The 13,219-nt window shown below is 68.5% G+C and carries 8 protein-coding genes; 6 read left to right on the top strand and 2 right to left on the bottom strand.

The genetic code is table 11. The features are described 5' to 3' along the window. Window positions 1-71 precede the first annotated feature (71 nt). Window positions 72-3,614 carry a ThuA domain-containing protein gene (locus OHB44_RS10760; protein WP_330440665.1) on the bottom strand — a complete coding sequence of 1,181 codons (3,543 nt, stop codon included), beginning with the start codon at window positions 3,612-3,614 and terminating at the stop codon, window positions 72-74. Window positions 3,615-4,133: 519 nt separating this feature from the next. Between OHB44_RS10760 and OHB44_RS10765 the strand changes: the two genes are divergently transcribed. From OHB44_RS10765 to OHB44_RS10790, 6 genes are all read left to right on the top strand, one after another. Beyond that, a complete protein-coding gene (locus tag OHB44_RS10765) occupies window positions 4,134-5,645 on the top strand; it encodes a sugar ABC transporter ATP-binding protein (protein WP_238686451.1) in 1,512 nt (503 codons plus the stop codon). Window positions 5,646-5,686: 41 nt separating this feature from the next. Then, complete coding sequence (locus OHB44_RS10770; RefSeq protein WP_330440666.1) at window positions 5,687-6,613, top strand: ABC transporter permease; 927 nt, start codon at window positions 5,687-5,689, stop codon at window positions 6,611-6,613. A gap of 2 nt (window positions 6,614-6,615) precedes the next feature. Continuing rightward, window positions 6,616-7,599: an ABC transporter permease gene (locus tag OHB44_RS10775; RefSeq protein WP_091401048.1), complete on the top strand. Its 984-nt coding sequence runs from the start codon at window positions 6,616-6,618 to the stop codon at window positions 7,597-7,599. A gap of 25 nt (window positions 7,600-7,624) precedes the next feature. Beyond that, window positions 7,625-8,797, top strand: coding sequence for a substrate-binding domain-containing protein (locus tag OHB44_RS10780; protein ID WP_238686446.1), 1,173 nt, complete (start codon window positions 7,625-7,627; stop codon window positions 8,795-8,797). A 6-nt stretch (window positions 8,798-8,803) separates the two neighbouring features. Further along, window positions 8,804-9,655 carry a sugar phosphate isomerase/epimerase family protein gene (locus OHB44_RS10785; RefSeq protein WP_238686444.1) on the top strand — a complete coding sequence of 284 codons (852 nt, stop codon included), beginning with the start codon at window positions 8,804-8,806 and terminating at the stop codon, window positions 9,653-9,655. Window positions 9,656-9,735: 80 nt separating this feature from the next. After that, complete coding sequence (locus tag OHB44_RS10790) at window positions 9,736-12,129, top strand: RICIN domain-containing protein (protein ID WP_330440669.1); 2,394 nt, start codon at window positions 9,736-9,738, stop codon at window positions 12,127-12,129. A 64-nt stretch (window positions 12,130-12,193) separates the two neighbouring features. Here OHB44_RS10790 and OHB44_RS10795 read toward each other — a convergent pair whose 3' ends face one another. Further along, window positions 12,194-13,180 carry a family 43 glycosylhydrolase gene (locus OHB44_RS10795; RefSeq protein WP_330440670.1) on the bottom strand — a complete coding sequence of 329 codons (987 nt, stop codon included), beginning with the start codon at window positions 13,178-13,180 and terminating at the stop codon, window positions 12,194-12,196. Between the last annotated feature and the right edge of the window lie 39 nt (window positions 13,181-13,219).

Here is a 13,219-nt window from a genome sequence, read left to right on the forward strand (position 1 = left end):
CCGGGACCGGCTCCGTTACTCGGACACCGGTCCCGACCGGGACGTCAGTTGTTACCGCGACAGCCGCGGGGTCACACCGCGGTGAACCGCCACTGCTGGTTGGCCGCGCTGTGGCAGGTCCACTGCAACAGTCGGGCGCCGTCGGTGGTGGCAGCACCGTTGACGTCCACGCAGAGGCCGCTCAGCACACTCTTCACCGTGTACACGCCGGAGGTTCCCGTCGCGGTGGCGGTGAACTTCTGCTGGTTGCCGTTGTTGCAGGTGGCCTGCTGGAGGAAGGCACCCGCCGCGGTCGAACTGCCGACCACCTCGACGCACTTACCGCTGTGCACCGCCTTCAGGTAGAGCGCGCCGCTACCGGCGTCGACGGCCTGCCACCTCTGGTTGTTGGCACCGGTGTTCGCCCACTGGGTGATCTGGGCGCCGTCGGCGGTGGAGACACCGCTGACGTCCATCAGCTTGTTGCTGTGCTGCGCCGTGACCGTGTAGGTCTTGCCCGCCAGGCCACCGCCGGTGCCGGGCGTGCCGACGCCGTTGCCGCCGAAGGTGTGCGAGTCCAGATCGAACGAGTTGCTGCTGTTCTTGAACACCATGTAGAGCGTCTGTGTCCCGCTGAGCGCGGCGACGCTCACCGGAGTCGTGGACTGGTAGTTGTCCCAGCCGCCCGTACTGGGCACCGTGGTGGTGGCCAGCAGGGTGCCGGTCGGCGAGCCGGCGCGCAGCTCGATCGAACCGCCGCCGGAAGGCGACGACACCCGGTAGCTGACCGTCGAGATGCCCGACAGGTTCATCGGGTTGAACGCGATCCAGTCGTTGGTGGAGATGTCACCGATGCGCTTGGTGCTCTCCGCCGCGGCCTGGTCGACGACCCGGATGCCGGACTGGCTGCTGAAGTACTCGGACTGCTTGTGCTTCGGTTGCAGGATCGCCTGCGCGGTGCCGGTGAGCGGGGACCCGCCTCCCGAGCCGCCGTTGTCGGTGTACCGCGCGTTCAGCACGTAGAACAGGTTGGCGCCATCCGGGTGACCGCCGAGCAGGTCGGTGGAGATGGTGCCCGAGCAGCCCGGGTACTCCGTGGTCTCGTGAGCGTGGTCGTCGTGACCCAGCGCCGGATTGAGGATGACCTTCGAGCAGTCGACGGTGCCGCCGTCCGGATCGGTCACGGTGATCTGGTACGACACCTTGTCGCCGAAGGTCAGCATGCCTCCGTTGCCCGGTGTGGTGATGGTGACCACCGGGGCGCTGTTGCCGACGGTGATCGGGACGTTGGCGAAGCCGGTCTTACCGGTGCTGTCGGTGACCTTCAACTGGGCCGTGTAGTTGCCGTTGGAGGTGTACGTCTTCGACGGGTTGGCCGCCGTCGAGGTGGTGCCGTCGCCGAACGTCCACAGGTAGCTCAGCGTGTTGCCGTCCGGGTCGGACGTGCCCGCGCTGCTGAACTGGACGGTCAGCGGCGAGGAGCCGCTGGTGGGTGTGCCGGTGGCCTTGACGATCGGTGACCGGCCGCCCTGGATGTAGTCGATCCGGTAGAGCCCGGAGTCGCTGTTGCCGCCACCGAAGTTGGTGCCCCACTCCAGCAGGTAGAGCGAGCCGTCCTTGCCGAACTCCATGTCCATCGGCTTGTTGAACCCACCGCTGGGCAGGAACGGGTTGGTGCGGGTCACCGCCGTGGAGGAGTCGAAGTGCACCTCCTTGATGTAGTTGCGCGACCACTCGTAGAAGAAGTGCACGCCGTCGTAGTAGGGCGGGAACTTCGTCTGGGACGGGTTCGACGCGTCGTACCGGTAGACCGGGCCGCCCATCGGGGCGGAGCCGCCGGAGCCCAGCTCCGGGAAGGTCGTCGAGGTGGGGTAGCCGTACCAGATGTTCGGCATGACGACCGGCTTCAGACTGGTCAGGCCGGTGTTGTTCGGCGAGTTGTTGACAGGCGCCGAGCAGTTGAACTTCGAGCCGACGACGCCGGTGTCCGGGTTGAACGGCGCGTAGGGCTGGTTGTTGCCGTGGCAGAACGGCCAGCCGTAGTTGCCGGGCGTCTTGATCACGTTGAGCTCGACCAGGCCCTCGGGACCACGGTTGGTGGTCGGCGGGTTGCGGTCCGGTCCGTAGTCCGCCAGGTAGACCCAGCCGTTGGCGGGGTCGATCGAGAAGCGGAACGGGTTGCGGAAGCCCATGGCGTAGATTTCCGGCTTGGTCTGCGCCGTGCCCTGGGGGTAGAGGTTGCCGCTCGGGATGGTGTAACTGCCACTGGCCCCGGGACGGATACGCAGCAGCTTGCCGCGCAGGTCGTTGGTGTTGCCAGCGGTCCGGGCGGCGTCCAGGTTGGACTTGCCCGAGCGCCAGTCCAGCGGGGCGTAGCCCTGCCAGTTGGGGTCGAGGTTCGGCGGCGTGTCGTCGCCGGTGCCGATGTAGAGGTTTCCGTCCGGGCCGAACTCGATGTAACCGCCGGTGTGGCCGGGCTCCGGGAACGTCCGGTCCCGGTACGCCGGGATGTCGATAATCGTCACCCCGCTGGACGTGTTCAGCGTGTCGCCGCTCATCGTGAAGCGGGAGACCCGGTTGACGTCGGTCGAGCTGCTCGCCGGCGAGTGGTAGAGGTACACGTACCCGTTGGTGGCGAAGTTGGGGTCCAGCGCCATGCCGGTGAGGCCGTCCTCACCGCCGGTGTAGACGCTCAGCGTGCCGGCGGTCACCGTGCTGTTCGTGGAGGGCTTGAAGATCTTCAGCTGCCCGCCGCGCTGGGCGTAGAACACGCGCCCGTCCGGGGCCACGGCCATCGCCATCGGGTCGACGGTGTTGTCGTCCAGGGTGCGCTTCTCGAAGTTGCCCCAGACGGTGCCGCCGCAGTCGCCGGCAGCGTTCCCGGCGGCCCACTTGATGCCACCGAGGACGTGGTTCTGGAAGTTCGTCTCGCTGTAGGAGGCGATCGCGTGGCCCATCGCGGTGGCCCACACCCGCCCGCCGCCGGTGTCCCGACACCAGGAGATCGGGTGGTCCGGGCCCATCGCCCGGGATCCCGGGTTGTAGGTGCGCTCGTCGGCGGTCACCAGGACGTGCACCTTGCCGCGCGGGTTGGCGTCGAAGTTGTACCACTCCTCGCTGCGGGTCCACCGATCCGGCAGGCTGGCCGTCGACGGGTGCTTCTTGTCGGCGACGATGGCGGTGCCCTGCAGCACGCCGGGGGAGTGCTCGGGCATGTGGGCGCCGCCGTTGATGGTGTTGTCCCACCACGGGTACTCGGACTCGATGCCCATGTCGGTGGCGTTGTGGACGGCCACGATGCCCTTGCCGCTGGCGAGGTAGCCCTCCACCGCCTGGCGTTGGGCGGCCGAGGTCCAGACCATGCCGGAGGTCTGGAGCATCACGATCACGTCGAAGGTCGCCAGGTTGGCGGCGGTGAAGACGCTCGAGTCCTCGGTCGCCACCACCTCGAAGTTGTTCGCGGCGGCCTGCTGCTGGACCATGGAGATCGCGGCGGGGATCGAGTCGTGCCGGTAGCCGGTGGTCTTGCTGAACACCAGGGCGCGGAAGGCCGGGGCGGCCGACGCGGGTGGAGCGAGTCCGAGCGCCAGTAACAGACCGGCGATCACTGAGATGAGCAATGTGTTACGACGCATGCCGTCTCCTAGTTGGGCGGGCGTTGGGATTGCGGACACGGGTCCTACGACGCGTCAGGTTGACCTGGACACGCGAGGGACACGGGCGCGCTGGTCTGTCCTCATGCCGTTCGCCGCAACGGCAGTCAGACCTGCGGGACGTCACACAGCGTGATGGTGGCTGTGGTTCTTGTCCCGTGGTCCACGAGGTCAGGATGAGCTAGAGATCGAAGACTGTCAATGCACGAAGTAACGTCCGACGTCCTGCCCGGTGGACGGCGGTCGCGCTCGGCCCCCTCGTTGCGGCACCGCCCGCCGATCGCAGCCCGGCCTGGCGGTCGGGCTTGATCGAGGATTGCGGAGCCGCATCCAAACATCTATCTTCATACGTGTGATGTTTCGCCGGTGTCAAGGAAATGTTTGCACCGCAAGAACGTAAGCCCTCGCTGTTGGCACGAAAGTTTGTTGTTCAGCGCCTCGAAGCCGCCGTAGTGTGGCATTTAACCTTGTCGATCATTACTGTCTGTGAGGGCTTTCGGGATGTCAGATCCGCCGCCGACGCCGCTTCTCACCCTTCGGGGCATCGGCAAGTCATTCCTCGGAGTCCGTGTTCTCGACGGTGTCGACCTCGATGTCGCGCCGGGCGAGGTGCACGCCGTGGTCGGTGAGAACGGTGCCGGGAAGTCGACCCTCATGAAGATCGTCTCGGGCGGGTACGCCCCGGACGGGGGCACTGTCGAGTTCGCCGGTGCGACGCGCACCTTCCGTGGTCCGCGCGACGCGCAGCGGGCCGGCATCGGCATCATCCACCAGGAGTTCAACCTGCTCCCGGAGCGCACCGTCGCGGAGAACGTCTACCTGGGGCACGAGCCGGTTCGACGCGGGCTCGTCGATCGTCGGGGGATGCTCGACCGCACCACGCGGCTGCTCGCCTCGATCGGCGAGACCACGTTGCCGGCCGACGCCCGGGTGGGGCAGTTGGGTGTCGCGCAGCAGCAGGTCGTCGAGATCGCCAAGGCGCTCGCCCTGGACGCGCGGTTGCTCATCATGGACGAGCCGACCGCCGCGCTGGCCGACCACGAGGTCGAGTTGCTCTACGGGCTGGTGCGTCGACTCCAGGAGCGGGGCATCGGGCTGCTGTACGTCTCGCACCGGCTCGCCGAGGTCTTCGACCTGTCCAGTCGGATCACAGTGCTCAAGGACGGCCGGCGGGTCACCACAGTGGACACCGCTGACACCACCGCCGACGCGTTGGTGCGGCACATGGTCGGCCGGGAACTGTCCAGCTACTACCCTGACCGGGCCGTCCCGCAGGACCGGGGCCCGGTGCGGCTCAACCTTCGCGACGCCGGAAACCGGAAGCTGCGAGACGTCAACCTCCAGTTGCGCGCCGGCGAGGTGCTCGGCATCGGTGGCCTTCAGGGCTCCGGACGCTCGGCGCTGGCCCGCGCGATCTTCGGGGTGTCGCCGTTCACGACCGGCGACGTGACGCTCGACGACCGGCCGATCCGACTGCGCTCACCCCGCACCGCCATGCGGGCCGGCATCGCCTACGTCACCGAGGACCGCAAGGGTGAGGGGATCGTCCCCCGGCAGTCGGTGCTGGACAACGCGCTGCTCGCCAGCCGGGCCGTCTTCGCCGCCCGGTCCGGCCGGGCCGCGAGGACCGCCCGCGTACGCGAGTTGCTGGCCGCCGTGGAGATCCGCGGCGCCGGCGACGACCAGGAGATCCGCTTTCTGTCCGGCGGCAACCAGCAGAAGGTCGTGCTGGCCCGATGGCTCGCGCTCAACCCGCGGATCCTGCTCTTCGACGAGCCGACCCGGGGCATCGACGTGGGCGCGAAGTCAGCCATTCACGACCTCGTCCGCCGCCTCGCCCGTGATGGCGCGGCCGTGCTGATGATCTCGTCCGATCTGCCGGAGTTGCTGGGGATGAGTGACCGGATCGTCGTCATGCGGGACGGCCACGTCGCGGGCGAGCTGCCCGCCGGCGCGACCGAGGAGGAGGTCGTCGCGTTGGCGGTCGGCACCGTTCGGGAGACGGCCCAGTGAGCGCTCTGTCGCTTTTGCCCGCCCGGCGTTCCGTACCGGGCGTGTTCGTGGCCCTGACCCTGACCCTGACGATCGGCTGGCTGGTCGTCCTGCTCGACGGGGGTCAGCTCTTCAACCAGTCCACGACGGTGAGTCTGCTGCATGTCGCCGCCGGCCTCGGGCTGGTCGCGGTGGGTCAGACCCTGGTCATCCTGGGGGGCTCGCTGGACCTCTCGGTGGCGTTCGTGATCAGCCTCAGCACTCTCGTCGCGGCCGAGACGATGAACGGCAGCGACGGCGCGGTGCTGCCGGCGATCGGCCTGGTGCTGGTCGTCAGCGCCGGCGTCGGGCTGCTCAACGGGCTCCTCGTCACCAGGTTCCGGGTCAACGCGTTCATCGCGACCCTCGGCGTCGGGCTGCTGCTCAAGGGTTACCTCGACAACGGCTACGACGGCCCCGCCGGCACCACAGCACCCTCACTGGTGCAGGCGCTCGGTTATCAGCGCGTCGGTCCGGTGCCGGTGTCGTTCCTGCTGCTGATAGCGGTCACCGCGGCGGCCTGGTTCGCGCTCTCGCGGACCCGCTTCGGCCACCACCTGGTCGCCGTCGGCGGGGATCCGGAGGTGGCAAGGCTCTCGGGCGTCCGCAACGACCGGGTCCTCATCACCGCCCACATGCTGTGCTCGATGTGCGCGGGGCTCGCCGGCATCTACCTTGCCAGTCGGCTCGGCTCGGGCGCTCCGCGCGTCGGCACCGAGGGCCTCTACGACCTGGAGTCGATCGCCGCGGTGGTGATCGGCGGTACCGCCCTCGCCGGTGGGCGCGGCGGCGTCATCGGCACCGTCGGCGGGGTCCTGCTGCTGGCCAGCATCGACGCCATCTTCAACCAGCTCGAGGTCGACGCCTTCTTCAAGCAGGTGATCCGGGGCGTCATCATCATCGCCGCGGTCGCCGTCTACGCCCGCCGGGCCATGCGAAAGGCGGCCTAGCCATGCAGACCGTCCAGCCCCGTTCCCTGCCGTTGCGTCTGCCGCGGGTGCGTCCCGGTGGTGTCCTGCCGATCCTCGCGATCCTCGCGGTGCTGTTGGTGCTCGTCGGCATCCGGCAGCCCGACTTCCTGGCCCCGCAGTCGCTGATGTCCTTCCTCGGTCGTTCGGCGCCGATCATCCTGCTCGCCGCCGGCCAGTACTTCGTGATCGTGTCCGGCGAGTTCGACCTCTCGGTCGGTTCCCTGGTCACCGCTCAGGTGGTGGTCGCCGCCCGGCTGATCGACAGCGACCCGGCGCGTACCTGGCCGGTGGTGCTGCTCCTGCTCGCCTTCGGCGCACTGGTCGGGCTGGTCAACGGCCTGATCACGACACGGCTGCGGGTGCCGTCGTTCATCACCACCCTCGGCATGTTCCTGATCCTCGTCGGCGCGGTCTACCTGTGGTCCGACGGCGCCCCGAAGGGTGGGCTCTCCGAGGAGTTCCGGCGGTTCGGCCGGCGGGCCTTCGAGGACGTGCCGGTGCTGGGCCGCGTGCCGTACGCGCTGCTGGTCCTCGTGGTCCTGGCGGTGGCGGCCGTGCTGCTGATGCGGTCCGACTTCGGCCGGACGCTGGTCGCCGTCGGCGACAACCCGCGCACCGCCGAGCTCAGCGGCGTACGCGTGTGGCGTACCCGGACCTTCGCCTTCATCCTCAGCGGGCTCGCGGCGGCGGTGGCGGCCATCCTGCTGGGCGGCTACAGCGGCGTGTCGTTCCAGGCCGGCGCTGGTCTGGAGTTCGGTGCGATCACCGCTGTCGTCCTCGGTGGGGTGGCGCTCGGTGGGGGGCGCGGCGCCGTCGTCGGGGCGATGCTCGGCGCGCTGACCCTCGAACTGCTGTTCGCCCTCATGAATTTCTACGGCGTCTCCGGCGCCCTCAGGTCGACCGTCCAGGGCGGGATCATCCTGCTCGCCGTGGCGGTCTCGGCAACGCGTTCTTCTTCGAGATAAAGGGGAAACCATAGTGCGACGTTCCATGGCGGCTCTTGCCGCCGTCACCCTGCTGTCCCTCGCCGCCTGTGCCACCGACGAGCCGGCTGCTAGCCCGTCGGGAAGTGCGTCCGCCGCCACTGGGTCCGGCACCGGGGACCAGTCGAAGTTCTTCGTGCAGGCCGACTACGACGCCGAACTGGCGCTGCTCGACGCGGCACCGACAGGCCCGGCCGACAAGCCGTGGGAGCAGGTGCTCAACCCGACGATGGTCGACACCGCCAAGTTCAAGAAGAGCGGCCCGCACAAGATCTGCTTCTCGAACGCGGCCCTGAACAACCCGTGGCGGCAGGTCGGGTTCAAGACCATGCAGGCCGAGGTCGAGGCGCAGAAGAGCCGCATCAGTGAGTTCGTGCACGTCGACGCCGAGGGCAAGGACCAGAAGCAGATCGCGGACATCAACGATCTGCTCGGCAAGGGCTGTGACGCGCTCATCGTCTCGCCGAACACCACCGCCACGCTCACCCCGGCCGTCGAGGCGGCCTGCAAGGCCGGGCTGCCGGTCGTCGTCTTCGACCGTGGTGTCAACACGAAGTGCCCGGTCACGTTCATCAACCCCATCGGGGGTTACGGGTTCGGGCACGTCGGGGCCGAGTTCGTCAGCCAGAAGATGAAGCCCGGTGGCAAGGTCCTCGCCCTGCGGATCCTTCCCGGCGTCGACGTCCTGGAGACCCGCTGGTCGGCGGCGAAGGTGGCGTTCGACAAGGCGAAGGTCGACGTCGTCGGTGTCGAGTTCACCGATGGCGATCCGGCCAAGACCAAGAAGATCGTCGACGACTACATCCAGCGGTACGGCACGATCGACGGGGTCTGGATGGACGCCGGAGCGGTGGCCGTCGCGGCGGTCGAGGCGTTCCAGGACGCGGGCAAGCCGGTTCCGCCGATGAACGGTGAGGACCAGCTCGACTTCCTGAAGATCTGGAAGGACAAGAAGCTCACCGCCATCGCGCCGACCTACCCGACCTACCAGTGGCGTACGCCGGTCATCGCCGCGCTGCGGATCCTCGACGGCCAGCAGGTGTCCAACCCGTGGAAGCTGCCGCAGCCGACAGTCACCCAGGACAACCTGGACCAGTACCTCGACGCGGGCATGCCGCCGCTGCACTACGCGATGTGCGGCTGCACCGACCTGCCCGGTTACCCGCAGCGCTGGAAGTAGGGTCCGATGTACGCCATCGGCGTCAACCCCTGGGTCTGGGCCTCGCCGGTCGACGACAAGGCCCTGGCCGAGCTGATCCCGCGGATCGCCGCGTTCGGTTTCGACGCTGTCGAGTTGCCGATCGAGCAGCCCGGCGACTGGGACCCGATCCGTACCCGAGACCTGTTGGCGGCGCACGGCCTCGTCGCCGCCGGCGTCTGCGCGGTCACCTCGCCGGGGCGGGAACTGGTCGACGCCCCACCAGCGGTCGTCGAGTCGACGGTGGCGTACCTCATGGGTTGCGTGGCGAGCGCGGCGGCCGTCGGCGCTGGATGCGTCGGCGGTCCCGCGTACGCCTCGGTCGGCCGCACCTGGCGGATGTCGCCGGCGGCTCGGGCGGCCTGCTACGCGGACTTCCGGCGGGCCCTGGCGCCGGTTGCCGACCAGGCCGGCGAGGTGGGTGTGAGCATCGGTGTCGAGGCGTTGAACCGCTACGAGACGAGCGTCGTCAACACGATCGAGCAGACGATCGAGTTGATCGACGGGCTACCGTCGAACGTCGGCATCATGATCGATACCTATCACATGAACATCGAGGAGGCCGACCCCTACGCGGCCCTCGCGGTCGCCGGCCGACACATCAAGCACGTCCAGGTCAGCGGCACCAACCGGGGCGCTCCCGGTGCTGACCACTTCGACTGGCCCCGCTTCTTCGCCGTCCTGCGGGACACCGGCTATCAGGGCGCGATCTGCATCGAGTCGTTCACCGCGGAGAACGATGCGATCGCCACCGCTGCGGCGATCTGGCGTCCGTTGGCCCCCTCGCAGGACCGTCTCGCCACGGACGGCCTGCGCTATCTCCGGGAGATCCTCGGATGACCGCCCCGACCCGCCACCCCCGCGCTGGTCGAGGCCGTTCCGCCACCCCCACCCCGTTCTCACGTCAGGAGCACCGTCCCGTGTCCTCGTCCCTTCCGGCGCTGCGCCGACTGCTGGCCGGCGCAGCCGCGACAGCGGTGACCGCAGTGGTCGCGGTAACCGCCTCGGCGTCCCCGGCCCTCGCGGCCACCACCACCCTCTACGCGTCACCCTCCGGCACCGGCACCACCTGTTCCGCCAGCCAACCGTGTTCGCTGAGCGCCGCCCAGACGGCGGTGCGAGCGATCAACAGCACGATGTCCGGTGACATCGTGGTGGAGTTGGCGAACGGCACCTACCGGCTCTCGTCGCCGATGCGGTTCACCGCGGCCGACTCCGGCAACAACGGCTATCAGGTGATCTGGCGGGCCGCCACCGGGGCGCGTCCGACGATCACCGGCGCCCGGGCCGTCACCGGCTGGTCGCTCGTCGACTCCGCGAAGAACATCTGGCGGGCCAACGTCGGCGCTGGGCTCGACTCCCGACAGCTCTACGTCAACGGGGCCGTCGCCACGCGGGCGCGCACCGCTATGACCCGCTCCAACTTCACCTTCACCACGTCGGGCATGCGGTTCACCAACAGCGCGCTCAACTACCTCAACAACCTCGGCAACCAGAACCGGGTCGAGGTGGAGAGCGTCGGCTCGTTCACCGACCGGTACTCGCCGGTGCAGAGCATCAGCGGCAACTTCCTGACGATGCAGCAGCCCGCCTGGAACAACAACACCTTCGGGTTCGACACCCTCTCCAGCCCGCACCGGGCCGGCCCCTTCTACCTGACCAACGCGTACGAGTTCCTGGACACGGCGGGGGAGTGGTACCTCAACCCCAGCAACGGTCAGCTCAACTACATCCCCCTCGCCGGGCAGAACATGAGCTCGGTCAGCGTCGAGTTGCCGCAGTTGCAGTCCCTGGTCAACGTGGGCGGCACTCTCGACACGCCGGCACACCACATCTCGTTCAGCGGCATCACCTTCACCGGCACCAGCTGGCTCGGCCCGAGCAGCAGCAACGGCTTCGCCGACCAGCAGACCGGCGCCCACATCACCGGCACCTGGTCCCGGCCGTCCGACGCGCTGACCTCCTGCCAGGCCGGCTGCCCCCAGTTCGAGGCCACCCGGCCGAACTGGAACCAGATGCCCGCCGCCGTGCAGGTCTCCGCAGCCAACACCATCACGTTCAGCGACTCCCAGTTCGTCAACCTCGGGCAGACCGCGATCGGCATCGGCAACGACGCCAACGCCCACGCCAGCGGTGTCGGCCTGGGCGCCAGCAACATCACCGTCACCCGTTCCGAGATCGCCCGCAACTCCGCCGGTGGCGTCGTGGTCGGTGGCGTACGCGCCGACGCCCACCACCCCACTGACCAGCGGATGGTCAACCGCAACATCACCATCAGCAACAACCGGGTGCACGATCTCGGCCTGGAGTACCGGGGCGTGGTCTCGATCCTGACCACCTACGTGAACACGGCGACGGTCTCGTACAACGAGGTCTACAACATGCCGTACACCGGCCTGTCGGTCGGCTACGGCTGGGGCGCCAACGACGCCGGCGGCAGCCAGCACTACGCGAACCGGGGTCTGTACAACTACCAGCCGCGCTACACCACGGCGACCACCGCGGCCAACAACCAGGTCATCGGCAACTACGTGCACGACGTGATGCAGCAGATGACCGACGGCGGGTGCATCTACACGCTGTCGGCGAACCCGGGCGGAACCATCAACCAGAACTACTGCCTGCGGACCAACGGCTGGTTCGGGCTCTACTTCGACGAGGGCTCCCGCTACTACACCGCCCGTAACAACGTGTTCTCCTCCACCGGTACCTGGGCCACCGCCAACTACTGGTACGCGGAGAACATGGGCAACTTCACCGTCACCAACAACTGGTCGACGAACAACTCCACCAACGTGACCAACGGCGACCGCGGCAACGTGGTCAACGGCAACGTCACGGTCAGCAACGGCAGTTGGCCGTCGGGCGCCCAGACCGTCATCAACTCGGCTGGCGTGCAGAGCGGTGGCGGCACCAACCCGACGAACGTGCAGATCGTGGGTGCCCAGTCGGGCCGGTGCGCCGAGATCGGCAATTCCAGCACCACCAACGGCACGCAGGCTCAGATCTGGGACTGCATCAGTGCGGCCACCAACCAGCGGTGGACCCACACCGCCAGCCGGCAGCTCATGGTGTACGGCACCAAGTGCCTGGACGCCTCTGGCCAGGGCACCAGCAACGGCACCACTGTGGTGATCTGGGACTGCAACGGCGGTGCCAACCAGCAGTGGAACGTCAACGCCAACGGCACGATCACGGGAGTGCAGTCGGGTCTCTGCCTGGACGCCAACGGCGCCGCTACGGCGAACGGCACGAAGCTGATCCTCTGGTCCTGCTCCGGCGGTACGAACCAGCAGTGGCAGCTGCGTAGCTGATCCATCAGCTGGACATCGACAGGTCCGGGCCGGGGCGAGACGCCTCGGCCCGGACCTGTTCGCTCTACCGCGCCACGTTCGCCCTCGCCGGGTCCACTGTCAGCCCGGTCGCGGCCTGGTAGCGGACCGGGACGGGATCGGTGAGTTCCCCGACGAACGTCTCGTCGACGTGGTCGAGGAAGCCGATGAGGGACCAGTCGTGGGCGGGGCCGGGGACCAGCCGGGGCGCGTACAGGTGCGGGTGGGCGAACGGCTGGGCGGAGGCGATGTCCCACGGCCCGAGGGTGGTCTCGCCGGTCACCACCCAGATCCGGTGGTCGTCGCGCCGAGCGCTGCCGGTGGCCTCGGCGGAGAAGAGCAGCAGCGGCTGCCCGTCGACCACCGCGACCTGGGGCACCTCCAGGTGACCGAAGCCGGCCGGAGTCGACAACGGCGGCGCGACGGTCCAGGTGACGAGGTCGGTGGAGGTGGCGTGGCCGACGACGCCACGGGTGTCCGCCGGACCGGTGTTGGCGCGGGCGGTGATGAGCATGTGCCAACCCTCGCCGTCGGGGTCGGGAAACACCCACGGGTCACGCCACGCCTGCTCGTACCACAGCTCCTTGTCCAGCAGCTCGTACCAGGCGGGGTCCGCCTCGACGATCGGTTCGGTGCCGTGCCGGTGCCAGGTCATGAGGTCGTCGGAGACGGCCAGTCCGATGCGTTGGACGAGCCCGTCCTCCGCACGACCGACGCCGGTGTAGAACAGGTACCACCGTCCGTCATGCCCGCGGACGGTGCAGCCCGTCCAGGTCGCCAGGTCGTCCCAGCTGGGCGCGTCGGCGGGCACCACGGCGTCGGCGACCAGGCGCCACGAGCGCAGGTCCGCCGAGACGGCGTGGCCGATGGTGGCCCGGCGGTGGCGGCGGTGCGGGTCGTGCAGGGCGCGGGACGCGCGCAGGAAGAACACGTGCCAGAGGCCGTTGTCGTCCCGCGCGTACCAGCTGTCCCACACCCAGTGGTCGGGTAGACGAAGCATGGTCGGAAACCTAGCACTAAACCGTTTTAGCATCGGCCAGCGCCAACCCGGCGACACGGATCGGAGGGCCTG

Origin of the sequence: Micromonospora sp. NBC_00821 (genome assembly GCF_036347035.1) — a bacterium.
GTDB lineage: Bacteria > Actinomycetota > Actinomycetes > Mycobacteriales > Micromonosporaceae > Micromonospora > Micromonospora hortensis.